Raw genomic sequence first — 24912 nt, forward strand, 5'->3', positions numbered from 1 at the left:
CAGACATGGCCGAATGTGGAGCCTTCGCGTTTGGGGTGGTGCTGGGCTGGTTCGTGTACTTCACCAACCGCTACCGCAAGGGGGACGTGCAGTTCAGCGACCTCATCGCACTGCTGGGCGTGATTGGCGGCGCAGCCGTGACGGCGCTGTTCGGCGGCGCCAGCGGCACGCTGTTCGGCTACTACGGCGTGGGCCTCGCGGTGGGCTTCTTCGCCTACTTTCTGGTGCTGGTGTTGATGGTGGCGCGCTCGGACCAGTTCGACGCCACCTGGTTCCTCGACGGGCGCCGCAAGGCGCTGCCCGATGGCTGGGTCATCCCGGGCGACGTGCGCGCGACGACCGCCCCCATGGCGCCCCAGCGCCCCGGGCCGAGTGCCGCCGCCCCGATGGCCTTCGGCGCGCCCGAGCCGGTCGGCCCATCGACCGAATCCCCCCGCGCGCGCCTGAACGCCGCCCGCGACCAGACCCTGACCGCGTTGACCGTGGCGCAGCGCGAGCTGCTGCGCCGCATCGGCCTCGCGCCCACGGACGCCGAGCGCAACAGCCTCCAGGCCAGTCTGGTCGACATCACCGATCAGCTCGACACGCTGGCGCAACTGCGGCTGAAAGACATCCTGGAATCGGACGAAGTGCGCGCCAGCCTGAAAACGCTGGAAGGCATCACCAGCGACCTCACGCGCACGGCGGGCGAAATGCGCCAGGCCACGGACGTCCTGACCAAGGCGTCGCAACTGATCGACCGTGCCACCAAGGCGGTAGGGGTTATCACAAACCTTGTGGGTGGGGTTTTGTAGTCAAAAATGGAGCATGCACCATGAGCAACGACAAGCGTTTCTGCGCCGGCTTCCCGATGACGAACGGCGTGCCCGGCAAGATTGCCATGTTGACCGGCAAACGGTGGCAGCCTGGTACGGTACTCACCATCAGCTTCCTGTCCGGCTCCCGCGCGCTCCAGGACCGCGTGATGAACGCCGCCAATATCTGGCTGCAATTCGCCAACCTCCAGTTCGATGTCCGGGACAGCGGCCCGACCGACATCCGCATCGACTTCCTGGAGGGCAAGGGCTCGTGGTCGTTCATCGGCACCGACGCCCGGCTGATCCAGGCGCCGCAGCCAACCATGAACTACGGCTGGTTCACCGACGACACCGAGGAAGACGAGATCCTGCGCGTGACCCTGCACGAGTTCGGCCACGCCATCGGGCTGATCCACGAGCACCAGAACCCGCTCAATGCCATCCAGTGGAACCGCGAGCAGGTGATCAAGGATCTGTCCGGCCCCCCGAACAACTGGGACAAGGCCACCATCGAAAACAATATGTTCGCGGCGTTCAATGCCGCTGACGTGGCCGGCACGGCGGTGGACCCGAGCTCGATCATGATGTATCCGATCCCCCCCGCCTGGACGCTGAACGGCGTGACGGCCGGCATGAACTCGGCGTTGTCCGAGTCGGACAAGGACTTCATCCGCCAGGCCTATCCGCAGTAGGGCCTGCCCGCCGCGCCATGAATGCCGACGACCAAGCCATCCTGATCGGGATCAATCATTACCCGCAGCTCGGCGAGCCGGGCGCGGACGCGAACCTCCACGGGCCCGCGAACGATGTCGATGCGGTGAAGGCGTGGCTGATGGACCCCAACGGCGGCGCCTTCGCCAGCGAGGACCAGATCCAGGTGATCAAGTCCCGCCTGACCGAGGCGGGCGACACCGCGCTGCCGACCACCGACGAGATCGAAACCGCCTTTGGCCGGCTCAACGCCATCGCCCGGGAGAACCAGGCCAAACGGCGCGGGCTGCGGGTGGGCCGCCGGCTGTATATCTTCGTCTCCGGCCACGGCTTCTCGCCGGGGCGCGAGCGCGGCTGCCTGTTCGCGGCCAACGCCAGCGCCACGCTCGGCACCTTCAACGTACACGCCACGGGCTGGCTGAGCTGGCTGCAGGACGCCGGCTACTTCCGCGAGTTCGTGCTGTGGATGGATTGCTGCATGAACCGGGTCTCCTTCCTGCAGCCGCGCGACCCGCAGCTCTCCCCGGTACAGGCCACGGACCCGCCGGCGGCCACGTTCGTCGCCTTCGCCGCGCAGCGCCCGCTCAAGGCCATCGAGATCGGCATTCCCGAAGATGGCGACAAGATCCACGGCGCCTTTACCTGGGCGCTGCTGCAAGGGCTGCGCGGGGCGGCGTCCGACGCCAACGGACGCGTCACCGGGCGCAGCCTGGCGGACTGGCTGCGCAACGCCCTCTGCGCCCGCATGACGCCGGCGCATCTGCGCGATGGCGACGTGGCCAAGGAGCCCGAGATCGTGCAGGAGGATGCCGGCCTGATCTTCGCGCGCGGCGTGGCGCCGCCGCGCTACACGGTCACGCTCACCCTGCCGCCCGAGGCCGCCGGCAAGCCGCTGCGGCTGTGGTCCGGCATCCCGCCCCGCGCGGAGGCGATGACCGCGCAGCCCGTCATGACCTTGCCCCTGTCGCCGGGCCTGTACGTGGTGGAGGTGGCCGAAGCCGGCCTGCGGCAGGGATTCGACGTGACCAACGATGTGTCGATTGCCATCACGGCATCCGGCCCGCCCGTCACGCAGGCCGCCGACGGCACGATGTTCCCGCTCGACATCGACCCGGCCGACCCCGCCGCCGAGATCTTCGTGATCGACAGCCGCTTCTCGCTGGTCGACAACGGCATGTCGAAGCTCTCCACGCCGCTGCCGTTCGGGCTGTTCAAGATCAAGACGCGGATCGGGCGCAGCCTGGCGCAGCACGTGATCCTGCTCGACAGTGACCGCCCGCCGCTGGCCGTCGCGCAGATCGCCAAGCCCGCCTCGTCGGTGCTGCCGCCGGTGGGCCTGCCCGAGGACGGCGCCCAGGAACGCGACCGGCAGGTAGCGCTGGCCACCACCCTGCGCCTGCAGAGCGAGGGCGACGGCAAGCAGGCCACGCTGATGGTGATGGTGCGCGCGGCGAGCAGCGCCGAGGTGCCCCAGCAGAACATCGCCCCCTGGCGGGACGTGCAGGTGGTGGACGCCGACGACAACATCGTCATCAGCATGGAGCGCGGCAGCGCGCGCAACACCGATGCGGACTCCCACGCCTGCGCCGTGCAGGCGGTGACGCCCGGCGCCTACTACCTGCGGCAGAAGGTGGACAACGGCCCGGTCATCGAACAGAGCCTGATCGCCTGCGAAGCCTGGGGGCTGGAAGCCTACGTCCTGCGCCGCACGCAGCCCGGCGAGCACGCGCCCAGCGCGCGGCCCCGGGTGTCGCTGATGATGCGGCGGCCAGACCAGCAGCCCGATGCCGCGCTGGAGAAGATCATCGAGACCGCCCGGCTGGCGCTGGCCGATGAGCGGCGCATCCTGAGCCCCGAGCTGGAGGACATCCTGCTGCGCAACTGCACCAACCCGATTGCCGGGATGATCGGCGGCCATCTGCTGCTGGTGGAGCGGGAGCGCGACCCGGGCCGTGACATGTCCGGGCTCGATGTGGTGGTGACGCGCCTGCGCAAGCTGGTGGGCGATCACCATCCCGATGTCGCCGCGCTCGGCCAGCAATGCGCGACAGCGAGCCTGCGGCGCTTCGGCCCGCTAACCGGCCCGCCGATGTTCCAGCGGAGCTGGAAGCTGCTGGTGACGGCGGCGCAGCGGCGCGAGGACTGGATTCCCGAGGCGATGTGGCGGCGCGTGGTGGCGCAGACCGCCCTGCCACCGCTGATGGTCTGGGCTGCCGACGACAGCGTGCGCCAGACCGCCACCGATAGCCTGCGCTCCGTGCCGGCCCGGGCACTCCGCGCGAGCGTGCCGCCTGCGGGCCTGCGGGTGCTGACGGCCTGAAGGGAAAGAGGAAGGGAAACAGGAAGGGAAAGAGGAAGGGAGAGAGGAAGGAAGAGAAGGACGGCGAAGATCAAAACCACGGGCAGACCCTGCCCCCCCGCCTCGGGGAGGTCTGAAGCTGGCCTCCGGCGCCATGATCGCGCATCGCTCGACTGCACTGACACGGAGACCGGAATGCTACGCAATACCTTCCCGACGCGGTGGCTGGCCGCCGCCATCCTGCTGGGTGCCCTACCCGCCACGGCACCCACCCCCGCCCATGCCGAGGCTTACCCCGAGCGGCCGGTCAAGATCGTCTCGGTGACCAGCGCCGGCACCGGCATCGACGACTACACCCGCCTGCTCGCCAAATACCTGCACAAGAAGGCCGGGCGCAGCTTTATCGTCGAGAACAAGCCCGGCGCCAACACCATGATCGCGGCGGACTACGTCGCCAAGTCCGCACCGGACGGCTACACGCTGCTGTTCGCGTCGGCCTCCACCATGGCGGCCAACCCCTACCTGTTCAAGTCGATGCCGTACAGCCCGCGCGACTTCGTGCCCGTGGCGCGCCTCTCCACCGTGCCCGTGGCGCTGGTGGTATCGGCAAACTCGCCCTACCGCACCGTGGCCGACCTGACCGCCGCCGCGCGCGCCAAGCCGGGCACGCTCAACTACGGCACCAGCAGCGCCGGTTATCGCGTGATGCTGGCCGCCTTCAACGATGCCGCCGGCATCCGCACCCAGGACGTGCCCTACAAGGGCATGGCCAACCTGCTGCCCGACCTGCTCGGCGGCACGCTGGACTTCACCGTGCTGGAGATCTCCGCCGCCGTGCCGATGATCGAATCACGCAAGATGCGCGCGCTGGCCGTGATGAGCGACCGCCGCGTGCCGATCATGGGCGATGTGCCGACCATGGCCGAAGCGGGCCTGCCGGCCATCACCGTGGTGAGCTGGACCGGCCTGTTCGCGCCCAAGGGCACGCCGCCCGAGGTGCTGGACAAGCTGCAGGCCTGGACGCTCGAATTCGTCAATTCGCCGGAAGCCGCCGCCCACCACGCCCAGCGCGGCACCAATGCCTACCCGGCGCCAGGCGCGCAGCTGGCCCGCGCCATCGTCGAGGATCAAGGCAACTGGCAGCGCATGATCAAGCTGGCGGGGATTCAGCCCGAGTAGGCGGCGCCGCGTTCGGCGAATCGGGCGTACTCGTCCGGCGGCACGAACAGGCCGCCGGTCGTCCACACCAGATGGGTGGCCTGCGGCATCACCGTGTCCAGGCCGTGCCGGGCGAGGTAGGCGCGGCCGGCTGCGCTGTCCGTCAGCATGCGCGGCCCGCTGAAGCCGGCGGCGGCGGATGGCTCGATCCGCAGCCCTTCCGTCTCGCGCACCCGGTGCAGGTCCAGGAACAGCCGTTCGTCCGGCACCGTGCACACCCCGGCCAGCAGCGGGCCCATGGCCTCGGCGGCCAGCTCGGAGGCGCGCGGCACGGCCAGCCCATCGGCCTCGGTGCGATTGGTCAGGCCCACGTCATAGACCGAGGCGCCGGGCGCCAGCATCTCCACGAGGAAACACGGCGACTGGGTCGGCTCGACAAAGCACGCATGCACGTGCGGGCCATACAACTGCCAGAGCCCGAAGGCGATGCCAGCCGGCGCGCCGCCCACGCCGCACGGCAGGTAGACGAACAGCGGATGGTCCGCGTCCACGCGCAGGCCGGCCGCTTCGAGCTGATCGTGCAGATGCAGCGCCGCAGCGCTGTAGCCGAGCAGCAGCGAGAGCGAGCGCTCGTCATCGACGAAGTAGCAGTGCGGATCGCCCTCCGCCTCGCGCCGGCCAGCGGCCACCGCCGCCGCGTAGTCGCCCGTGTGCTCGACCACCTCCACGCCCCGCGCGCGCAGGCGCGCTTTTTTCCATGCCTTGGCGTCGGCGGACATATGCACCGCCGCCCGGAAACCCAGCGAGGAGGCCATCACGCCGATGCTCAGGCCCAGGTTGCCGGTGGAGCCCACCGCCACCTGATAGCGGCCGAACAGCGCGCGCGCCGGGGCGTCGGCCAGCACGCCGTAGTCGCCATCGACATCGACCAGCCCGTGGCGCAGCGCCAGCGACTCGGCGAATTCGAGCACCTCATGGATGCCGCCGCGCGCCTTGATCGACCCGGCGATAGGCAGGCTGTGGTCGGCCTTGATCCACAGCGAGCCGTGGCGGGTGGGCAGGCCGAGCGCCTGTTGCATGTCCGGCGCGCCCAGCAGATCGGATTCGATCCGCCCCGCGCTGGCCTCCAGCTCCGGGAACAGCCGCGCCAGCAGCGGGGCGAAGCGGGTGAACCGCGCCTGTGCCGCCTGCATATCAGCTAGACTAATGCGCCGCCCATCCACCACGGTCTGGACGTCGGCCTCCGCGCTGCGGTGCGGATTCGTCCACATCAGCGGTCGGGCGGCTTGCAGGTCGGCCAGCAATGCAGCCGAAATCGAGGACAGATGGAGCGTCATGGCAGGCGGACGGGGAAGAGGGATGGGGAAGAAGACCGCTCATTGTTGACGCCCCCACCCCGCCTGACAAACGATTTGTACTGATCGATCCATTAGTTTTACTGATGACAAACACCCTCAACGCCTCCGTCCTGAGCTGGCTGCGCTGCTTCGAGGCGGCGGCCCGCCATGGCAGCTTCACGCTGGCCGCCCGGGAGCTGTGCGTGACGCAGGGCGCGGTCAGCCAGCAGGTGAACAAGCTGGAACAGTGGCTCGAACGGCCGCTGTTCGTGCGCACGCCGCGCGCGCTGGTGCTGACGCCCGAGGGCGAGCGGCTGCGCGGTGTGGCGCGCGAGTCGTTCCAGGCGCTGGAGAGCACGCTGGCGCAACTGCGCAAACCCGGCCATCGCCCGCCGGTGGCGCTGTCCTGCTCGCCCTCGTTCGCCATGGTCTGGCTCACGCCGCGCCTGGGCGACTTCTTCCGCCAGCACCCGGAGATCGGCCTGCGCGTGCATGGCGAGTTCCACGCGCTGGATCGTTCGCGGATGCTGCGCGAGGGCATCGACGCCGCCGTGCGCTTCGACCCCGGCCGCTACCCCGACCTCCGCGCCACGCCCTTCCTCGACGAATGGCTGCTGCCGGTGGCCAGCCCGGCCTATTTGGCGGCCCACCCGGCACTCCGTTCGCCGGACGGCCTGCGCGCCTCGATGCTGCTGCACGACGCCAGCCCGTGGGAAGGCGCCGGCGAGAGCCACGAATGGCAGGTCTGGCTGCGGCACGCGGGCGTGACGCTGCCCGACATGGCGGGCGGCCAGCACTTCAACCTGTCCCAACTGGCCATCGGCGCGGCACTGGCCGGCCAGGGCGTGGCCATGGGCCGCACGGCGCTGGTCCTCGACGAACTGGCCTCGGGCCGGCTGGTGGACCTGTGGGGCCTGCATGTGCGCAGCGAGGCCGCCTACCACCTGGTGCGCGCCCCGACACCCTCGCCGCAGGTGGCGGAGGTCGAAGCCTGGCTGCTGGCCGAAGGTGCCGCCTTCGACACGGCACGACGGCGCCTGCTGGCGCTGGACGGTTCAGCCCCAAAATATCCGTAACTTGGATGCTGGCGTTTAATCGGTTACATTGGATCGGCACAGGAGAACGCCATGCCCGCCTCGAACACCCCTCCCCCCAAACCTGCCAATCCTGCGGCCACCCCGGAAACCGGCCCCCGCCTGCTGGCCGATCACGTTGCGCTGGACCTGCTCAATACCATCGAACGGGCCGACACCACGCCGCGCGACCACTGGCAGACCGATGCCGATGTGCTCGCCTGGCTGAAACAGGTGGCGCTCTGGCCCGGCGACGATCGCGCCGCGCCGCCCAAGGGGCTGGCCACAGCAGCACGCGCGCTGCGCGAGGCCATCCGGCTGATCGTGGCCTGCAAGGCTGACGGCAAGGCCGGCGGCAAGCCGGATCTGGCGCCGCTGAATGACGCGCTGGCGGCCGGCGGCAGCCATCTGGCCGTGCATCCGCTGCCCGACGGCGGCGTCCGCATCGCCCGCATCCACGCCGCCGGTAACGCCGCGCAATGCCTGGTGCCGCTGGCGGAAGCCGCCGCCGACCTGCTCGCCCACGGCGACTTCGGGCGGGTCCGCCAATGCGAGAGCGACGAATGCACGCTCTGGTTCTATGACCGCACCAAGTCGCACCGGCGCCGCTGGTGCAGCATGGCGGTCTGCGGCAATCGCCACAAGGTCGCCGCCTTTCGCAAGCGCGAGGCGGCTGCCGATGAAGACGCTGCATGAGGCCATGCCATCGGGCATTCGTTGGTAACCGTTAAAATTAAGTTTTACAGGTTACCAAATTGGCATACACTTCGGAACCAAGCCGATGACGGCCCTCGTTCCCGCTTCCGCTTTCGCTTTCGCTTTCGCTTCCGGAGAATTGCCATGACTGCCAGCCCCCAGGTTTTCACCCGCTATGCCGACGCCGACGGCGTGCGCGTCTTCTACCGTGAAGCCGGCGATCCGCAGGCCCCCGTGATGCTGCTGCTACACGGCTTTCCGACCTCGTCCCACCAGTTCCGCCACCTGATTCCGCAACTGGCGAGCCATTTCCGGGTGATCGCCCCAGACCTGCCCGGCTTCGGCTTTACCGAGGTGCCGGCCGCGCGCCAGTACCGCTACACCTTCGACAACCTCGCCACCACGCTCGGTGCCTTTGTCGATGCCCTCGGGCTGGAGCGCTATGCGATGTACGTGTTCGACTACGGCGCGCCCACCGGCTTCCGGCTGGCCGTGGCCCACCCCGAGCGCGTGACGGGCATCGTCGCGCAGAACGGCAACGCCTATCTCGATGGGCTGGGCGATGCGTGGGCGCCGGTCCGCCAGTACTGGGCCGAGCCCAGCGCGGCCAACCGGCAGGTGCTGCACGACGCCATGCTCCATCTGGAAGGCACGAAGTGGCAGTACGTGCACGGCGTGGCCGACCCGGACAGCGTGGCCCCCGAGTCGTACACGCTGGACGCGGCGCTGCTGGAACGGCCCGGCAACAAGGACATCCAGCTCGACCTGTTCCTCGACTACGCCAACAACCTGAAGCGCTACCCCGATTTCCAGGCGTTCTTCCGCCAGGCGCAGGTGCCTACACTGGTAATCTGGGGCCGCAACGATCCGTTCTTCATCCCGCCCGGCGCCGAGGCGTTCCGCCGCGACAACCCGGCCGCCGTGGTGGAGTTGCTGGACACCGGCCACTTCGCGCTGGAGACGCATGGCCCTTACATCGGCCAACGCATTCTCGACGTGCTGGCTCGCTAATTCGCCGCTAACCCCCACCCTATTTGCTTATGACGCGCCAATTCGACGATCTCCAGCTCGGCAGCATCGAACTGTTCTGCCTGGCCGCGGAACTGAGCAGTTTTACCGCGGCGGCGGTGGCGGCGGGGGTCACGCCGGCGGCGGTGAGCCGCAGTGTGTCCCGGCTGGAGGAGCGCCTGGGCGTGCGGCTGTTCGTGCGGACCACGCGGCAGATCCGGCTCACGGACGAGGGGCGGGTCTATTTCGAGCAGAGCCGGCCGGCGCTGGCGCAGCTGGTGGACGCCGAGCGCCAGATCAGCGGCCAGCACGGCACGCCCGCCGGGCGGCTGCGCATCAGCCTGCCCACGCCCTACGCCCACTACCGCGTGCTGCCGGTGCTGCCGGCCTTCCGCGAGCGCTATCCCGAGGTGGACGTCGAGATCCATATCAGCAACCGCAACGTGGACTTTGCCGACGATACCTTCGACCTCTCCGTGCGCGGCCGGGCGCCCGATGACTCCACGCTGATCGCCCGCAAGCTCGAAGACGCCGAGATGGTGGTGGTGGCCACGCCCGCCTACCTGCGCAAGCACGGCACGCCGGCCACGCCGGACGACCTGCCGGCGCACGAATGCATCCAGTTCGATGTCCCGAGCAGCGGCCGGCGCCTGCCGTGGATCTTCCAGCAGGAGGGCGAGACCCTGGAGATGGTGACCGCCGGCGCCTATGGCACGGCCGAGGACGCACTGGGCGGCGCCACGCTGGCCCGCGCCGGCGCCGGCCTGTTCCAGACCTACCGCTTCGTGGTGGAGCAGGACCTGCGCGACGGCACGCTGGTGGAAGTGCTGCAGCCCTACGGCGGCTGCACGCGGCCCTTCATGCTGCTCTACCCGCACGCGCGCCATGTCTCGCGCCGGGTGCGGGCTTTCGTCGATTTTCTGGTGGACAAGTTCGCGGCTTGATCCAGGGTAAACCCCTAGCAACGCTCGCCGCGTCGGCGACATGTCTGTCTCGCGTCTCTCCTAGACTGAAGGTCTTTGTCACTCCATCTAGAAAAGGAAGACCATGGCCGCGATCGAAGTGAAGGTGCCGCAGCTCTCCGAATCCGTTTCCGAAGCCACGCTGATCCAATGGAAAAAGCAGGCCGGCGAGGCCGTGACCCGCGACGAGATCCTGGTGGAACTGGAGACGGACAAGGTCACGCTGGAGGTGCCTGCGCCCGCCAGCGGCGTGCTGGCCAGCATCGTCCACCCGGACGGCGCGACCGTGCACGCCGACGAGGTGATTGCGACCATCGATACGGAAGGCAAGCCGGGGGTGACTTCGGCCCCGGCTACCGCCGCAGCGCCGCCCAAGGCCGCACCCGCTCCCGCTGCGGCCTCCGCCCCGGCCGTGCAGGGCGGCGGCGCCGGTGCTGCCGCTTCCGCCACCGCTGACTTCGACGTGATCGTGATCGGCTCCGGCCCCGGCGGCTACATCGCCGCCATCCGCGCCGCGCAGCTCGGCAAGACCGTGGCCTGCATCGAGGAATGGAAGGACCCGGCCGGCAAGCCCCGGCTGGGCGGCACCTGCCTGAACGTGGGCTGCATTCCGTCGAAGGCGCTGCTGGCCTCGTCCGAGCACTTCGAGCAGGCCCAGCACGGGCTGGCCGAGCACGGCGTGCAGGTCAAGGGCGTGACGCTGGACCTCGGCACGATGATCGCGCGCAAGGCCGCCATTGTCGACAAGTTCACGGGCGGCGTGGAGTTCCTGTTCCGCAAGAACAAGGTCACCTGGATCAAGGGCCACGGAAAGTTGCAGAGCCGCGCAGACAACGGCGTGGTCACCGTGGAAGCCAGTGAAGATGGGGGCGGGGGCGAGGGCGGGGGCGAGGGGGCGGCCAAGGCCAAGACCTACACGGCCCGCAACGTGATCATCGCCACCGGCTCCCGGGCGCGCCACCTGCCTAACGTGCCGGTGGACAACGTCATCGTCTCCGACAACGAGGGGGCCCTGTCCTTCGATTCGGTGCCCAAGAAGCTCGCCGTGATCGGCGCGGGCGTGATCGGGCTGGAACTGGGCTCGGTCTGGCGCCGGCTGGGTTCGGAAGTGACCATTCTTGAGGCGCTGCCGACCTTCCTCGGCACCGTGGACGAAGCCATCGCCCGGGAGGCCGCCAAGCAGTTCAAGAAGCAGGGGCTCGCCATCCACCTCGGCGTGCAGATCGGCGAGATCAAGCGCAGCGGCAAGGGCGTGAGCATCGCCTACACCGACCAGGACGGCAAAGCGCAGACGCTGGACGCGGACCGGCTGATCGTCTCCATCGGCCGGGTGCCGAACACGGACAACCTCGGGCTGGAGGCCGTGGGGCTGGCCGCCGACGCGCGCGGCTTCGTCCCCGTGGACGATCTTTGCCGCACGCCGGTGGCCGGCATCTACGCGATTGGCGACGTGGTGCGCGGCCCGATGCTGGCCCACAAGGCCGAGGACGAAGGCGTGATGGTGGCCGAGGTGATCGACGGCCAGAAGCCGCATATCGACTACAACTGCATTCCGTGGGTGATCTACACCGAGCCGGAGATTGCCTGGGTGGGCAAGTCGGAGGCGCAGTTGAAGGCCGAGGGCCGCGAGATCCGCACCGGCCAGTTCCCGATGTCGGCTAACGGGCGGGCGCTGGGCATGGGCCGGCCGGACGGCTTTATCAAGATGATTGCCGACGCGAAGACGGACGAGCTGCTGGGGGTGCATATCATCGCCGCCAATGCGTCCGACCTGATCGCGGAGGGCGTGGTGGCGATGGAGTTCAAGGCGGCGTCCGAGGACATCGGCATGATCAGCCATCCGCATCCGTCGCTGTCCGAGGTGATGCGCGAGGCCGCGCTGGCGGTGCAGAAGCGTGCGCTGAACATGTAGCGGCCCGGTGATAAGCTGCGGGGCATGGACGCCAAGACCGCTCCGCCGCCCCCAGCCACCCACCTCGACGACCTGCTGCTGTTCCTCCACGTAGTGGAGGCCGGCGGCTTCAGCGCGGCCGAGCGCCAGACCGGCATCGCCAAATCCCGCCTCTCGCGCCGCGTGGCCGAGCTGGAGCGCGCGCTGGGCGTGCGGCTGCTGCACCGCTCCACACAGGCGTTCGGGCTGACGCCCGTGGGCGAGGCCGTGGCCGGCCATGCGCGCCAGGCGGCGGCCCATGTGGCCGAGATTGGCGCGCTGACGCGCCAGTCGCTGGCCGAGCCGTCCGGCGTGATCCACCTCCACACCTCCGTACTGATTGCCGAGACCACGCTCGCGCCGATCCTGGCCGCGTTCGCGCGGGCGCATCCGCAGGTGCGCGTGCAGTTGACGCTGTCCAACCGCTTCGTGGACCTGACCGAGGAGCGGCTCGACCTCGTGATCCGCGCGGCGGTGGTGCCGCTGGCCTCGGAGGACGTGGTGGCGACGCCCATCGCCACGTCGCGCTCGCTGGTGGTCGGCCATCCTGACCTGTTCCGCGACGCCGGCCTGCCCGCCTCGCTCGACGCCCTGGCCGGCTACCCCTGCCTGGCGCAAGGCACGCTGGCGCAGCCGCGCCCGTGGCAGTTCGTCGACGATGCCGGCGAGCCGTTCGACTGGCCGATCACGCCTGCGATTGCCGTGGACAACCTGATGGCAATGCGCGAACTGGCGATGCGCGGCGCCGGGCTGGCGCAGTTGCCGATGACGATGTGCCGGGACGCCATCGAAGCCGGCACGCTGGTGCCGGTGCTCGGCGCGGTACGCTCGCGCGATGCCACGATCTACGCGATGTACCCGAGCCGGCGCGGCATGACCTCCGCCGTGCGCGCCCTGCTGGCCCTACTCCGGGAGCAGTGGCCCGACGAGGGCTGACTCCCTCGCCCACCCGTTCCAGAATCGGAACGCGACGTTCCAGTCTTCCGGCTTCCCGCCCCGGGGGCGCCCCGCTACCTTGTCCGTCATCGACAACCTGGTAACGGAGCAACAATCATGTCCCTGCAAGACAAGGTAGCGGTGGTCACGGGCGCCTCGCGCGGCATCGGCAAGGCCACGGCGCTGGCGCTGGCGGCGCGCGGCGCCCACGTGGCGGTGGTCTACAAGGCGCAGCGCGCGGCGGCGGAGGCCGTGGTGGCCGCGATCCGGGCCGCCGGTGGGCAGGCGGACGCCTTCCAGGCCGATGTGGCCGATCCGGCCTCGGTGCGCGCGCTGGCGCAGGCGGTGGGGCAACAGCACGGGCGCATCGACGTGCTGGTCAACAACGCCGGCGTGTTCGGCGCCCGCCCGCTGGCGGAACTCGACGCGGCATTCTTTGCCGAACAGTTCGACAACAACGCGCTCAGCGTGATGCTGACGACGCAAGCCTTCGCCCCGCTGTTTGGGGATCATGGCGGCAGCATCGTCAACGTGTCGAGCAACCTCGCGCAAGCGCCCACCGCGCCGACCAGCGTCTACTCGGCCAGCAAGGCCGCCGTGGACGCCCTCACCCGCGCCTTCGCCATGGAGCTTGGCGCGCGCCGCATCCGCGTCAATGCCGTCGCCCCGTTTATCACGCGCACGGACATGACCGCGGGCATTCCCGACGACGAACGGCGGCACCTTGCCGCCGAAACCCCGCTGGGCCGACTGGCCGAGCCGGAGGACGTTGCCCGCGTGATCGTGGCGCTGGCGTCTCCGGACATGGCCTGGGTCACCGGGCGGTCGATCCTTACCGATGGCGGCTTCACCGACTGACGCCGCCATCCCCCCTCAGGAGTTTCCTCCCCCATGTTGTTGCCGATTCTGCTGCTGGCTGCGGCCGGCTTTACCGTGCTGACCACGGAATTCCTGATCGTGGGCCTGCTGCCCGGGCTTGCGCGCGACCTCCACGTCAGCGTGGCGCAGGCCGGGCTGCTGGTCTCGCTGTTCGCCTTCACGGTGGCCGTCACCGGCCCGCTGCTGACCGCGCGCGTGGCGGCGCACATCGGCCCACACACCGGCCCACACACCGGCCCGCACGCGCGGCGGCGCGTGTTCGTGGTCATCCTCGTGCTGACCGCGCTCTCGAACGCGCTGGCGGCGATGGCGCCGAACCTCGGCGTGCTGGCCATCGCGCGGCTGGTGCCGGCGCTCGGCGTGGCCGTGTTCTGGTCGCTCGCCTGCGAGACCGCCGTGGCGGCGCTCGGCGCGGCCCGGGCCGGGCGGGCGTTGTCGATCATGGCCTATGGCATGGTCGGTGCCACCGTGTTCGGCATTCCGCTCGGCACGCTGATCGGCGATGCCTTCGGCTGGCGCACCGCCTTCGGCGTGCTGGCCGCGCTGGCGCTGGTCAAGGCGCTGCTGCTGACGCGCCTGCCGCCCACCGCCGCCCCCACCCCGCCGCTGCCGTTCGCGGCGCAGCTACGGCTGGCGCGGCAGCCGGCCATCCTCGGGCACGTGGCGCTGTCGGTGCTGTCGTTCACGGGGATGTTCATCGCCTACACCTATCTGGCCGATTTCCTGGAGCGGCTGGGCGGGCTGTCCGGGCCGACGGTGGGCTGGACGCTGATGGCGTTCGGCGCGATGGGGCTGGTCGGCAACCATTTCGGCGGCCGGCTGGTGGACCGCAGCGCCCTGCGCGCGACGCTGGTGTTCAGCGGCTGGCTGGCACTCAGCCTGGCGCTGGTGGCGTGGGCGGCGCCGTGGACGCCCGCCCTGTTCGCGGTGCTGGCGGTCTGGGGCATCGCGCAGTCGGCGCTGTTTATCGTCAATAACGTCCGGCTGATGCAGGCGGCACCCTCGGCGCAGGCGCTGGGCTCCGCGCTCAATATCTCGGGCGCGAACGCGGGCATCGGCATCGGGGCCATCCTGGGCGGGCGCGTGATCGACGGGCCCGGCATCGCGTGGATCGGCGTGGCGGCGGCAGTCGTGGTGGCGGGGTCGGCGGTGCTGGCGTGGCGGTTGCTGGGGCGACCGACCGCGCTGCCGTCAATCGGCGGTCGAGGCGTGACGCTTGCGATAGTCCGCAGGCGTCACCCCCACCACGCGCATGAACGCGCGGCGCAGCGTATCGACACTCGAAAAGCCGCATTCGCCTGCTACCTGCTTGGGCGCGAGGTGGCCGGCCTCCAGCAGTTGCCGCGCGGCAGTCACGCGCGCTGCTTCCACCCAGCTGGCTGGCGTGATGCCGACTTCCTCGCGGAACAGCCGCGTCAGGTGGCGCGGACTCACGCCGACGCGCGCGGCGAGGCTGGGCACATCGTGGGAATCCGCCGGATGCGCGGCCACCCAGCGCTGGAGTTCCTGCAAGGCCGAGCGGTTGGCCAGCGCCGGCGCCGCACTGCGACTGAACTGCGCCTGCCCGCCGGGCCGCTTGAAGAACATCACCAACTGGCTGGCCACGCGCATGGCGAGTTCGCGCCCGAGATCCTCTTCGACCAGCGCCAGCGCAAGGTCCAGCCCCGCCGTCACGCCGGCCGCCGTGCGCAGCTTGCCGTCGCGCACGTGGATGGCGTCGGCATCCACGGTCACGCCCGGGAAACGCGCCGCCAGCCGGTCCGCGCCCGCCCAGTGCGTGGTTACGCGCCGCCCCTCCAGCAGGCCGGCATCGGCCAGCAGAAAGGCGCCGCTGCACACCGAGCCATAGCGGCGCGCGCGCGGCGCCACGGCGCGAATCCAGTCCAGCACGATCGGTTCGGTCGGGGTCTCGCCCGCATGTGGCGCACCCGCCACCAGCACGGTATGGGGACGGGGCAGCGCCGCCCCGAGCGGGTCTTCCTCGACCAGCAGATCCGCCAGCAGCCGGACGCCTGACGAGGCCCGGATCGGCCCGCGCCGCACGCCAACCACCTGGAGTGCATAGACCTGCCGGCCGGCCTGGGCATTGGCTTCCGCGAAGACGTCGAGGGGCCCGGAGACATCCAGCAACTGCACGCCTTCGATGGCCAGCAGCACGATGGGGCGGGGGGTGGTCATGGTGAAAAATCCCTGAGCATTGCTGTCGCGTCGCGATCCGTCCGGTTTGGCCCAAAACGTCGCACTACGACGATTGAAGACATGGTACTCCCGCTCCTACACTCGTTTCAACCCCAAACGAAAGGAGCCAGCCATGCAATTCACCCTGGGCGACATCGCCATCCCTGACAGCCAATTGGCCCGCGACATCACGCAACTGGTCCGCGACACCGAATCCACGCTGCTGTTCAACCACTCGAGCCGCGTGTACTACTTCGCGGCGCTGGCCGGCAAGCAGCGCGGTCTGCCATACGACCCGGAACTGCTCTACGCGGGCACGATGTTCCACGACATGGGCCTGACGCCGGCGCACAGCAGCCCGGACAAGCGCTTCGAGGTGGATGGTGCCAACGCGGCGGCGGACTTCCTGCGCAGCCGTGGCATCGCGCAGGCGGACATCGACAAAGTCTGGACAGGTATCGCGCTGCACACCACGCCCGGCATTCCCGAGTTCATGGACCCGGTGGTGGCGCTGGTGACGGCTGGCGTGGAGATGGACGTGCTGGGCATCCGCTACGAGACGTTTGCCGATGAAGACCGCGAGCGCGTGGTGCAGGCGTATCCGCGCACCCCGCGCTTCAAGGAAGACATTATTCAAGCGTTTTACGATGGCATTCGCCACAAGCCGGACACCACGTTCGGCAACGTGAAGGCGGATGTGCTGGCCGACAAGGACCCGCACTTCCATCGCGGCAATTTCTGCAGCGTGATCCGCTGCTCGCACTGGCACGGCTGAGGCCCGCGCGCCCCGCTCTCTATATCTATATAGAGAGATAGCGGCTCACCACGGCGCGGAGGGTCTGGAAGCTGACCGGCTTGGACAGCACCGTATCGATGCCGGCCCGGAGGCAGGCCAGCCGCGCCTCCGGGCCGGCCGTGGCCGTGATGGCGACGATGGGCAGCCGCCCGGCGCGCTTGCCGCCCTCCGCCGCCCGGATCCGGCGGGCCAGCGCCAGTCCGTCCAGCCCCGGCAGGCCCAGGTCCGTCAGCAGCAAGGCGGGCCGTGGGTCCTGCTGCACGGCGGCCCACGCTTCCTCGCCGGAGCGGCAGGGCTGGGCCACGCAGCCGCCGATGCCGGCGAGCTGGTCCTCCAGCACCAGCAGGCTGACCGGATGGTCCTCGGCCACGACGATGCGGGGAACGGGTAGCTGGGAAGACTGGGAGGGGGCAGGCACGGCGGCGGCAGGCAGGTGGCAGAACATGCTGTCATCCTGCCTGCGGAAGTCGCCGCAGAGGTGCGGAAATTTCTGCAAATGGCTGCGGAAATTTCCGAAGATGGTGTCCGATTTGTTACGACACGGCGTTGCGGAGCGGCGTCTGCGTGATCCAGCGGCCCAGGTTGTCGAGGAAGACCTCGACCACGCGCGCCGCGTTGCCATCGGAAAAGCCGGCGCTGTGCGGCGTGGCGATGACGTTGGGCAGCGTCCAGAGCGGCGAATCCGCGGGCAGCGGCTCATGGGCGAAGACATCGAGATAGGCACCCGCCAGCCTGCCGCCTTGCAGCGCGGCGATCAACGCCGGCTCGTCCACCACCTCGCCACGCGACACGTTGACCAGCCGCGCGCCCTTCGGCAGGCTGTCCAGCGCGGCGGCGCTCAGCAGCCCGCGCGTTTCATCCGTCAGCGGGCAGGCCAGCACCAGCCAGTCCGTGCGCGGCAGCACTGCCGGCACATCGGCGAAGGTCACGGTCTCGAAGCCCTCCCCCGCCGGCGTGGCGCGCTGGCGCACCACCACCACCGACATCCCGAACAGGCGCAGCACCGCGCCGATCTGCTGGCCGATCGGCCCCCAGCCGACGATGGTCGCCGTCTGGCCGTGCAGGTCGCGCGGCATGTCGGCGCCCATCAGCGGGGCCCAGCGGCGTTCACGCTGGGTGGCCAGCATCTGCGGCAGGTGCCGCGCCAGCGCCAGCAGCCCGGCCAGCGCCGTCTGCGCCACCACGCTGGCATTGGCACCCGACGAAGTCGTCACCGTCACCCCCTGCTGGCGCAGTTCGCCGAACACCGGGCGGTCGGCGCCGGCCGAGTGCGTGTGGGTCCAGCGCAGCGAGGGCGCCTCCAGCATCGCGGTGTAGAAGCGCCGCGTGGCCGGTTGCACCTCGTGCTTGGTCGAGCGCCCCGTCACATCGCGCGAGACGAAGGCGATGTCGGCGTCGATGGGCCGGGCGTCGTCCACGGCCGGCGGGGCCACGGGCACCCAGTCCCGGCCTGCCATGGCGGCGGCGATGGTGGCGGTGATCGCGTCGCCATGGGCGCGCAGCGCCGCTTCGGAGAGCAGGATGCGCACGGGCGCAGCGGAGGCGGAGGCGGAGGAGGCAGCGGATGCAGTCATGGCGTCAGTCTACCGTCGCTCCCGAGGCTTTGACGACCACCTTCCACTTGTCATACTCCTTGCGCGTGAACTTGCCGAACTGCTCGGGCGTGCCGCCCACCGGGTCGGCGCCCTCGCGGATCATCTGCGCCTGCAGCGACGGCAGCACCTCGTTCACGGCCTGATTCACCTGCGTGATGACGGTCTTCGGCGTGCCCTTGGGCGCGAAGATGCCGAACCACGAGCCGGCCTCGAAGCCCGGGAAGCCCTTCTCGGCCACTGCCGGCACCTCCGGCAGCGAGCGCGAGCGCTTGGCGCTGGTCACCGCCAGCGCGCGCAGCTTGCCGGCCTGGATATGCGAGATCACCGACGGAATCGTCGCGAACATGAACTGGATGCGGCCGGACAGCAGGTCGTTCAGGGCATCGGCGCCCTTGTAGGGCACGTGCGTGGCCGGCGCGCCGATGCGCTCCGACAGCATGAAGCCGGACAGGTGCGACGAGGTACCCACGCCCGTCGAGCCATAGTTCAGCTTGCCCGGGTTGGCCTTGATGTAGGCGACGAACTCCTCGAAGGTCTTGGCCGGCACCGAGGGATGCACCACCAGCACGTTCGGCACGTCGGCGATCTGCACCACCGGCACGAGGTCCGCCAGCGGGTCGTAGTTCAGCTTCTTGTAGAGCGTCTGGTTGATCGAGATCGGGCCGACCGAGTCCACCAGCAGCGTGTAGCCGTCCGCCGGGGCGCGCACCACGTACTCGGTGCCGATGTTGCCGCCCGCGCCGGGGCGGTTTTCCACCACGAACGATTGCTTGAAGCGCTGGCCCAGGTGCTGGCTCACGCTGCGGGCCAGCATGTCGGTGGTACCGCCGGCGGTGAAGGCCACCACCACGCGCACGGGCTTGGTCGGGTATTCGTCGGCGGCCTGGGCGGGGGCGGCCAGGGTGACCAGCGCGGCGCCGGCAGCCAGTGCCGCGCTCAGGTAGGGGGTCAACCATCGACCGGGGGCGAATCGAGGCATGTTGGTTCTCCTGTTGATGCGGCAGCCGTCTTCGCGGCCGCCGTCGTGGTGATAAGACGCAAAAATCAATGCTTAGCCGAAGTCGTACAGCCGTGCCGGGTTGTGCACCAGCACGCGCTCGCGGCTGGCGGCGTCCGGCAGCCAGCGCGCCAGCAGGTTGAACAGCACGCCGTCGTCAGGCATCTGGGCGGACTCGAAGTAGTTGATGTGCGGCCAGTCGGAGCCCCACACCACCTGCTCCGGGTTGGCCTGCATCAGCGCCGCGACGAAGGGATCGACCTGCTCGTACGGCGCGCCGGCCGGCTGGAGCCGGTCAGCGCCCGAGATCTTGGTCCAGGCCACCCCTTCCGCCAGCAGCGCGCAGAGCGCCTGGAAGCCGGGGTCCGCCACGCCGCGCGAGGTGGCCATGCGGCCCATGTGGTCGATCACCAGCGGCAGGCCCAGCGCCTTGAGGCGCGGGCCCAGCGTGACGAGGTCCGGCGCATGGATCCAGATCTGCGCGTGCCAGCCGCGCGCGGCGAGGCGCGGGGCCAGCGCTTCGAGCACCTCGATGCCCACGCCGTTGCGATACACGGCGTGGCCATCCACCTGATACAGGTTGATGCGCACGCCGCGCACGCCGGCGGCGTGCCAGGCGTCCAGCTCGGCGTCCGTGGTGTCCGGCGACGGCACCACGATGCCGCGCAGGCGCGTGGGGTACTGGCGCAGGGCGTCGGTCACCACGCTGTTGTCGGTGCCGCTGGCGCTGGCCGTGACGAGCACGCCGCGCGTGAGCCCGAGTTCATCGAGATGGGCGATAAAGGCGTCGGCGGGATGCTCGGCCGGCGTGTAGCTGCGGTCCATCGCGAGCGGATAGCGCGCGAACGGGCCGAACACGTGGGCATGGCTGTCACAGGCGCCGGCGGGCGCGCGGAACACCGGTGCGGTGAGGGTCTGGAGCGGGGGCAGGCAGGGGCGGGTCATGGTCGATGGCGTCCGGTCGATACGTTCGGCGTTATTCCGGGGCCTTCAGGCGACCGGCGGCGGCCAGCGTCTGCGCGCGGGCATCCTCGCGTTGCAGCGAGGCCAGCAGTTCCTGCGGCGACGAGGCCTGCGCCACGCTGCCCACGGTCAGCAGCCGGCTCTTGACGGCGCCTTCGGCCAGCACCTTGCGCAGCGCGCTGTTCAGCGTCTCGATGACCGCTGCCGGCGTGCCGGCCGGGGCCAGCAGGCCCGTAGCCGTGGTCGCCTCGAAGTTGGCCAGGCCGGATTCGCGCAGCGTGGGCACCTTCGGCAGCGCGGCATCGCGCTCGCGCGACATCACGGCCAGCGCACGCAGGGCGCCGGACTGGATATGCGGTGCCGAGCTGGTGAGCTGGTCCACCACCATGTCGATCTGGCCGCCCATGAGGTCGATCAGCGCCGGCGCGGAGCCCTTGTAGGGCACCTCGTTCAACTGGATCCTGGCGGCGTCCTCGAGCTGGAGCGTGGCCATGTGGTTGGTGGTGCCGGGGCCGGCGTGGCCGGTGGTGGTCTTGCCGGGGTTGGCACGCGCGTGGGCCAGCAGCGCGCCGATGTCCTTGAAACGCGTGTCGTTGCCCTTCACCACGATCACCAGCGCCGTGGTGGACACCAGCCCCACCGGGCTGAAGCTGGCCAGCTTGAAGCTGGTGCGCGTCATCTTCGGCAGCACCACGATGGCGTTGGGCGTGGTCACCAGCAGCGTGCTGCCGTCCGGCTCGGCGCGGGAGACCGCCGTCGCGCCGATCACGCCGCCAGCGCCGGGCCGGTTATCGACGATGACGTTGCGGCCGAGGCTCTGCTCCAGCGCCGGGGCGATGGCGCGGGCCACCACGTCCAGGTTGCCGCCCGGGGCGAACGGCACGACCAGCGTGATCGGCTTGTTGGGCAGGCCGCCTTGCGCGCGGGCCGACATGACATAGGGGGCGACGCCGAGCGCAAGCATTTGCGCCAGCAGGGTTCTGCGTTTCATACATCTCACTCCGTTCAGGGCTTTCTTCTGACCTGATTCATCGTTCAAGGCGAGGCCGCCCTGCAATCCCGTTCCATGCGGCCCCTGGGGGACTCCGCCGCCGTCTGATTTACGTCTTAGTCGCGGTAGCTGGGGTCCAGGCGATCGAGCTTGCGCAGCAGCGCCGGCCATTCCATCACGCCGTACGGACGGCGCGTGCCGGGCTGGTAGTTGTTCCAGGTTTCCTGCAGCACGTCTGCCGGCACATCGCGCAGCGGCGTGCTGCACGACATCGCGGCCACCTGCGAGCGGCAGGCCAGCTCCAGGCGGTGCATCCAGTTGAAGGCTTCGCCCACGGTGTTGCCCACGGTCATCGCGCCGTGGTTGCGCAGGATCAGCGCCTCACCCGTGCCCAGGTCGGCAATCAGCGATTCCTGCTCGGCGGTGTCGAGCACCACGCCCTGGTACTCGTGATAGCCGATCTTCAGGAAGCGCATGGCGGTCTGGGTGATCGGCAGCAGCCCGCAGTCGAGCGAGGAAATGGCCATCGATGCCCAGCTGTGGGTGTGGATGACGCACGCCACTTCCGGGCGCGCGTGGTGGACGGCGCTGTGGATCACGTAGCCGGCCTTGTTAATGCCGTAGCCGAGGTCGCCGAAGTCCGGCTTGGCGAGGATCTTGCCGTCGTGGTCCACCTTGATCAGGCTGGACGCGGTGATCTCCTCGTACATCATGCCGTAGGCGTTGATCAGGAAGGCGTTCTCCTCGTCCGGCACGCGGACGGAGATATGGTTGGCCATCATGTCTGCCATGCCATACAACTCCACGAGGCGGTAGCAGGCGGCCAGGTCCACGCGGGCCTGCCACTCCGCCTCGCTGCACTGGCCGCGCATCGACGGAATGTTCAGCACACCGGGCTTTGTCATGATGAGTCTCCTTTGGGGATGGTTGGATTCTGTGCGAGCTTGTCAGTCTGCGCCGAGCGCGAGATCGCTAGGCCGACGCTTCTCGATATTCCACTTCAGCAATGCCGCGCTGCGGAAGATGCCGTGGGCGAACTTGCCGTACGGCAGCGTCAGGAACAGCGCCATCACGATGCCCAGGTGCACGGCCAGCAGCGCGGCCATGGCGGACGTGTCGCGCCAGGCCAGCAGCGCCAGGCCGCTGGCGCTGGTCAGGAACAGCAGCGCGATGAAGCCACGGTCCATCGGGCGCTGGCTGGCATCGCCCGTGTTGGGGTCGCGGCGCAGGTTCAGCCACAGCAGGCCGGCCGGGCCGACCAGCAGCCCGATGCCGCCCGCGATGCCCAGCAGCACCGGCAGGCTCGTCACCGGGTACGGCGCGTGGTAGTCCAGCAGGTAGTGGTACAGCGTGGCCACCGTGGTGGCGGCGAAGCACAGCATGAAGCCGTAGAACGTGAAATGGTGGAAGCGGCGGCGCGCCAGCGTGAAGGCATCGTCGGCATTGTTGCAGCCCTGGCCATGACCGCCGTCGAGGTACTTGAGCCGCAGCGCGTCGTGCGCGGCGCCGCCCACGGCCGAACCGCGTGACTCGCCCGGCCGCGCGCCCGGCGAGACCTGCCGCCAGAAGCGCGTGACACCCACGCCCAGCGCGCCGATCGCGAACAGGAACACCACGCCGAACATCGCCGCCAGCAGGTTGTGCGGGAAGATCGCGTAGAAATTGCCGGCCAGCGGTGCATGCAGCAGGCTGCCGCGCATGGCGAGCACCATCAGCAGGAACAGCGCCAGCCCGCCGGACAGCGCCAGCGCCGTGGTCAGGCCGGCGCGGCGGTACAGCCCGCCCAGCGCAGCCGGGAACGCGTAGTCGCCATAGGTCTGCACGCGCACCTTGGCCATCGCCTGGGGGATGTTCACCGCGAACTCGTGCGGCGGCGCGTACTGGCAGGCGTGGTAGCAGGCGCCGCAGTTGTGGCAGAGGTTGGCCAGGTAGTGGATGTCCGCCTTCGGGAATTCCAGCCGGCGCGTCATGGCCGGGAACACGGCGCAGAAGCCCTCGCAATAGCGGCAGGCGTTGCAGATCTGCAGGGTCCGGGCGACTTCGCCCTCGTCGGCGGTCAGCGGCAGCACGCCCTGTGCCAGCGCCGCCGCCTCGCGCGTCAGCGCTTCAAGATGTTGCATGGTCGAATTCCTGTGATGCACGGGCGCGTTGGCCCTTTGCCGGGGCGAGTGCCGCCTTGGCTGCCTGCGTGCCGGCGATGCGGCCGAACGCCGTGCCGATGGCCATCCCCACGCCGGCCGTATAGCCCTTGCCGAGCACGTTGCCGGCCATCATCTCGCCGGCCACGAACAGGTTGTCGCTGGGCTGGCCGCCGAAATGCACGGCCGAATCCTCGTTCACCTTCAAACCCAGGTAGGTGAAGGTGATGCCGGGGCGCAGCGCGTAGCCGTAGAACGGCGCGGTATCCAGCGGGCGGGCCCAGTGGGTCTTGGACGGGGTCACGCCCTCGGTGTGGCAGTCGTCGAGCACGGTGTGGTCGAACTTGCCCACGCGGCAGGCGGCGTTGTAGTCGTTGATCGTGCGCATGAAGGTGGCTTCGTCGAGGCCGAGCTTGCGCGCGAGTTCCGGCAGCGTGTCGGCCTTCACGCCCGGGAACACTGGCGGCATGAAGCGGCCCACGGCCTTGGCGTCGATGATCGAGTAGCCGATCTGCTGCGGCTGCTGGGCCACCAGCCGGCCCCAGATCGCATAGCGCTTGGGCCAGAAGTCCTCGCCTTCGTCGTAGAAGCGCTCGGCATTGGCGTTCAGCACCACGCCCAGGGACACGCAGTCGATCCGCGTGCAGATGCCGCCGTCGTAGAGCGGCGCGCGGGCGTCGATGGCCACGCAGTGCGACTGGGACGGATCGCCGATGGCATCCGCGCCCGCCTCGATCATGTATTTCAGCAGCACACCCATGTTGAAGCGCGTACCACGGATCAGGAAGTTGTCCGCCGGCCATTCGCCGCGCTCGTTCTGGCCCCAGGCCTCGCGCAGCCATTCGCGGTTCGACTCGAAGCCGCCGGCGGCCAGCACGCAGGCGCGGGCCTCGATCCGCTCGGCGCCGATGCGCGCCGCCACGAAGCGGCCGCCATCCAGCTCGATGGCATCGACCGGCGCGTTGTAGCGGATCTGCACGCCGAGCTGCTCGGCGCTGCGGTAGTAGGCGTTGACAAGGGCCTTGCCCCCGCCCATGAAGAAGGCATTGGTGCGCGCCACGTGCAGCGCGCCCGAGAGCGGCGGCTGGAAGTGGACGCCATGGCTGCGCATCCAGTCACGGCAGTTCGACGAGGCCCGGATGGCCATCCGGGCCAGCCGCTCGTCGGTCAGCCCGCCGGTGACCTTGAGCAGATCCTGCCAGTACTCCTCCTCGGGGTAGGCATCGATCAGCACGTCTTGCGGCGCGTCATGCATGCAACGCAGGTTACGGGTGTGCTGGGAGTTGCCGCCGCGCCATTCGCGCGGAGCGGATTCGAGCAGCATCACGCTGGCGCCGGCCTCGCGGGCCATCAGCGCAGCGCACAGGGCAGCGTTGCCGCCGCCAATCACAAGGACGTCGATCATGGCCGGGCGCCCTCGCGGGGTGTTTGAGTGGGGTTGGACACGACTTTTTCTATGGCTTCGGGA

At 69.6% G+C, this 24912-nt stretch carries 22 protein-coding genes and 1 pseudogene; 13 read left to right on the forward strand and 10 right to left on the reverse strand.

The genetic code is table 11. The features are described 5' to 3' along the window. Positions 1 to 5: 5 nt before the first annotated feature. From AC1DP9_RS16440 to AC1DP9_RS16455, 4 genes are all read left to right on the forward strand, one after another. Positions 6 to 794 (forward strand): hypothetical protein, encoded by a 789-nt coding sequence (locus AC1DP9_RS16440; RefSeq protein WP_477107930.1) that lies wholly within the window; start codon positions 6 to 8, stop codon positions 792 to 794. Between the two features lie 20 nt (positions 795 to 814). Continuing rightward, positions 815 to 1489, forward strand: coding sequence for a matrixin family metalloprotease (locus tag AC1DP9_RS16445; protein WP_441592918.1), 675 nt, complete (start codon positions 815 to 817; stop codon positions 1487 to 1489). A gap of 17 nt (positions 1490 to 1506) precedes the next feature. Next, positions 1507 to 3828 carry a caspase family protein gene (locus tag AC1DP9_RS16450; RefSeq protein WP_477107931.1) on the forward strand — a complete coding sequence of 774 codons (2322 nt, stop codon included), beginning with the start codon at positions 1507 to 1509 and terminating at the stop codon, positions 3826 to 3828. A 174-nt stretch (positions 3829 to 4002) separates the two neighbouring features. Next, a complete protein-coding gene (locus AC1DP9_RS16455; protein ID WP_477107932.1) occupies positions 4003 to 4986 on the forward strand; it encodes a Bug family tripartite tricarboxylate transporter substrate binding protein in 984 nt (327 codons plus the stop codon). Here the strand turns inward: AC1DP9_RS16455 and AC1DP9_RS16460 are convergent. Continuing rightward, a complete protein-coding gene (locus AC1DP9_RS16460) occupies positions 4974 to 6302 on the reverse strand; it encodes a D-serine ammonia-lyase (RefSeq protein ID WP_477107933.1) in 1329 nt (442 codons plus the stop codon). The genes AC1DP9_RS16455 and AC1DP9_RS16460 overlap by 13 nt on opposite strands. Before the next feature lie 104 nt (positions 6303 to 6406). Here AC1DP9_RS16460 and AC1DP9_RS16465 point away from each other — a divergent pair, with 104 nt between their 5' ends. The 8 genes and pseudogenes from AC1DP9_RS16465 to AC1DP9_RS16500 all read left to right on the forward strand — a co-directional run. Continuing rightward, a complete protein-coding gene (locus AC1DP9_RS16465; protein ID WP_477107934.1) occupies positions 6407 to 7378 on the forward strand; it encodes a LysR substrate-binding domain-containing protein in 972 nt (323 codons plus the stop codon). A 51-nt stretch (positions 7379 to 7429) separates the two neighbouring features. After that, entirely contained in the window at positions 7430 to 8071 is a 642-nt protein-coding gene (locus tag AC1DP9_RS16470) for a CGNR zinc finger domain-containing protein (protein WP_477107935.1), read from the forward strand. A 144-nt stretch (positions 8072 to 8215) separates the two neighbouring features. Continuing rightward, complete coding sequence (locus AC1DP9_RS16475; protein ID WP_477107936.1) at positions 8216 to 9082, forward strand: alpha/beta fold hydrolase; 867 nt, start codon at positions 8216 to 8218, stop codon at positions 9080 to 9082. 29 nt (positions 9083 to 9111) lie between these two features. Next, positions 9112 to 10023 (forward strand): substrate binding domain-containing protein, encoded by a 912-nt coding sequence (locus AC1DP9_RS16480; RefSeq protein ID WP_477107937.1) that lies wholly within the window; start codon positions 9112 to 9114, stop codon positions 10021 to 10023. Positions 10024 to 10126: 103 nt separating this feature from the next. Further along, entirely contained in the window at positions 10127 to 11953 is a 1827-nt protein-coding gene (lpdA, locus tag AC1DP9_RS16485) for a dihydrolipoyl dehydrogenase (protein ID WP_477107938.1), read from the forward strand. Between the two features lie 24 nt (positions 11954 to 11977). Continuing rightward, the gene (locus tag AC1DP9_RS16490; protein ID WP_477107939.1) at positions 11978 to 12907 is read left to right on the forward strand and encodes a LysR family transcriptional regulator; all 930 of its coding nucleotides are present in this window, start codon (positions 11978 to 11980) and stop codon (positions 12905 to 12907) included. Positions 12908 to 13024: 117 nt separating this feature from the next. Further along, entirely contained in the window at positions 13025 to 13765 is a 741-nt protein-coding gene (locus AC1DP9_RS16495) for an SDR family NAD(P)-dependent oxidoreductase (RefSeq protein ID WP_477107940.1), read from the forward strand. A 33-nt stretch (positions 13766 to 13798) separates the two neighbouring features. Further along, a pseudogene (locus AC1DP9_RS16500) lies at positions 13799 to 14974 on the forward strand (MFS transporter); the annotation flags it as partial. A gap of 3 nt (positions 14975 to 14977) precedes the next feature. Here the strand turns inward: AC1DP9_RS16500 and AC1DP9_RS16505 are convergent. Then, positions 14978 to 15964, reverse strand: a complete 987-nt coding sequence (locus AC1DP9_RS16505) for a GlxA family transcriptional regulator (protein WP_477108006.1) — start codon at positions 15962 to 15964, stop codon at positions 14978 to 14980. A 133-nt stretch (positions 15965 to 16097) separates the two neighbouring features. On the opposite strand from AC1DP9_RS16505, the gene AC1DP9_RS16510 reads away from it, so the two are divergent. Next, a complete protein-coding gene (locus AC1DP9_RS16510) occupies positions 16098 to 16739 on the forward strand; it encodes an HD domain-containing protein (RefSeq protein WP_477107941.1) in 642 nt (213 codons plus the stop codon). Between the two features lie 25 nt (positions 16740 to 16764). Here AC1DP9_RS16510 and AC1DP9_RS16515 read toward each other — a convergent pair whose 3' ends face one another. The 8 genes from AC1DP9_RS16515 to tcuA form a co-directional block, all read right to left on the reverse strand. Continuing rightward, entirely contained in the window at positions 16765 to 17205 is a 441-nt protein-coding gene (locus AC1DP9_RS16515) for a response regulator (RefSeq protein WP_092297447.1), read from the reverse strand. An 88-nt stretch (positions 17206 to 17293) separates the two neighbouring features. Then, positions 17294 to 18334 (reverse strand): D-2-hydroxyacid dehydrogenase, encoded by a 1041-nt coding sequence (locus tag AC1DP9_RS16520; RefSeq protein WP_477107942.1) that lies wholly within the window; start codon positions 18332 to 18334, stop codon positions 17294 to 17296. Between the two features lie 4 nt (positions 18335 to 18338). Continuing rightward, on the reverse strand, positions 18339 to 19334 hold the full coding sequence (locus AC1DP9_RS16525; RefSeq protein WP_092297257.1) for a Bug family tripartite tricarboxylate transporter substrate binding protein: 996 nt from the start codon (positions 19332 to 19334) through the stop codon (positions 18339 to 18341). Between the two features lie 72 nt (positions 19335 to 19406). Further along, a complete protein-coding gene (locus AC1DP9_RS16530; RefSeq protein WP_092297254.1) occupies positions 19407 to 20297 on the reverse strand; it encodes an amidohydrolase family protein in 891 nt (296 codons plus the stop codon). Between the two features lie 31 nt (positions 20298 to 20328). Then, positions 20329 to 21306 (reverse strand): Bug family tripartite tricarboxylate transporter substrate binding protein, encoded by a 978-nt coding sequence (locus AC1DP9_RS16535; protein WP_092297251.1) that lies wholly within the window; start codon positions 21304 to 21306, stop codon positions 20329 to 20331. Between the two features lie 116 nt (positions 21307 to 21422). After that, complete coding sequence (locus AC1DP9_RS16540) at positions 21423 to 22211, reverse strand: class II aldolase/adducin family protein (protein WP_092297248.1); 789 nt, start codon at positions 22209 to 22211, stop codon at positions 21423 to 21425. A 42-nt stretch (positions 22212 to 22253) separates the two neighbouring features. Continuing rightward, complete coding sequence (tcuB, locus tag AC1DP9_RS16545; protein ID WP_477107943.1) at positions 22254 to 23426, reverse strand: tricarballylate utilization 4Fe-4S protein TcuB; 1173 nt, start codon at positions 23424 to 23426, stop codon at positions 22254 to 22256. After that, a complete protein-coding gene (gene tcuA, locus AC1DP9_RS16550; RefSeq protein WP_092297242.1) occupies positions 23413 to 24849 on the reverse strand; it encodes an FAD-dependent tricarballylate dehydrogenase TcuA in 1437 nt (478 codons plus the stop codon). The genes tcuB and tcuA overlap by 14 nt, the downstream gene beginning before the upstream one ends. Positions 24850 to 24912 lie beyond the last annotated feature (63 nt).

The sequence above is a fragment of the Cupriavidus sp. 01L43 genome (assembly GCF_056399925.1).

Coding starts and splice junctions, on each gene's coding strand:
- lpdA (WP_477107938.1), top strand. CDS start 10,127: ATGGCCGCGATCGAAGTGAAGGTGCCGCAGCTCTCCGAATCCGTTTCC.
- AC1DP9_RS16535 (WP_092297251.1), bottom strand. CDS start 21,306: ATGAAACGCAGAACCCTGCTGGCGCAAATGCTTGCGCTCGGCGTCGCC.
- AC1DP9_RS16505 (WP_477108006.1), bottom strand. CDS start 15,964: ATGACCACCCCCCGCCCCATCGTGCTGCTGGCCATCGAAGGCGTGCAG.
- AC1DP9_RS16510 (WP_477107941.1), top strand. CDS start 16,098: ATGCAATTCACCCTGGGCGACATCGCCATCCCTGACAGCCAATTGGCC.
- AC1DP9_RS16540 (WP_092297248.1), bottom strand. CDS start 22,211: ATGACAAAGCCCGGTGTGCTGAACATTCCGTCGATGCGCGGCCAGTGC.
- AC1DP9_RS16475 (WP_477107936.1), top strand. CDS start 8,216: ATGACTGCCAGCCCCCAGGTTTTCACCCGCTATGCCGACGCCGACGGC.
- AC1DP9_RS16515 (WP_092297447.1), bottom strand. CDS start 17,205: ATGTTCTGCCACCTGCCTGCCGCCGCCGTGCCTGCCCCCTCCCAGTCT.
- AC1DP9_RS16465 (WP_477107934.1), top strand. CDS start 6,407: ATGACAAACACCCTCAACGCCTCCGTCCTGAGCTGGCTGCGCTGCTTC.
- AC1DP9_RS16480 (WP_477107937.1), top strand. CDS start 9,112: ATGACGCGCCAATTCGACGATCTCCAGCTCGGCAGCATCGAACTGTTC.
- AC1DP9_RS16450 (WP_477107931.1), top strand. CDS start 1,507: ATGAATGCCGACGACCAAGCCATCCTGATCGGGATCAATCATTACCCG.
- AC1DP9_RS16490 (WP_477107939.1), top strand. CDS start 11,978: ATGGACGCCAAGACCGCTCCGCCGCCCCCAGCCACCCACCTCGACGAC.
- AC1DP9_RS16470 (WP_477107935.1), top strand. CDS start 7,430: ATGCCCGCCTCGAACACCCCTCCCCCCAAACCTGCCAATCCTGCGGCC.
- AC1DP9_RS16525 (WP_092297257.1), bottom strand. CDS start 19,334: ATGCCTCGATTCGCCCCCGGTCGATGGTTGACCCCCTACCTGAGCGCG.
- AC1DP9_RS16455 (WP_477107932.1), top strand. CDS start 4,003: ATGCTACGCAATACCTTCCCGACGCGGTGGCTGGCCGCCGCCATCCTG.
- AC1DP9_RS16440 (WP_477107930.1), top strand. CDS start 6: ATGGCCGAATGTGGAGCCTTCGCGTTTGGGGTGGTGCTGGGCTGGTTC.
- AC1DP9_RS16520 (WP_477107942.1), bottom strand. CDS start 18,334: ATGACTGCATCCGCTGCCTCCTCCGCCTCCGCCTCCGCTGCGCCCGTG.
- AC1DP9_RS16530 (WP_092297254.1), bottom strand. CDS start 20,297: ATGACCCGCCCCTGCCTGCCCCCGCTCCAGACCCTCACCGCACCGGTG.
- tcuB (WP_477107943.1), bottom strand. CDS start 23,426: ATGCAACATCTTGAAGCGCTGACGCGCGAGGCGGCGGCGCTGGCACAG.
- AC1DP9_RS16445 (WP_441592918.1), top strand. CDS start 815: ATGAGCAACGACAAGCGTTTCTGCGCCGGCTTCCCGATGACGAACGGC.
- AC1DP9_RS16460 (WP_477107933.1), bottom strand. CDS start 6,302: ATGACGCTCCATCTGTCCTCGATTTCGGCTGCATTGCTGGCCGACCTG.
- tcuA (WP_092297242.1), bottom strand. CDS start 24,849: ATGATCGACGTCCTTGTGATTGGCGGCGGCAACGCTGCCCTGTGCGCT.
- AC1DP9_RS16495 (WP_477107940.1), top strand. CDS start 13,025: ATGTCCCTGCAAGACAAGGTAGCGGTGGTCACGGGCGCCTCGCGCGGC.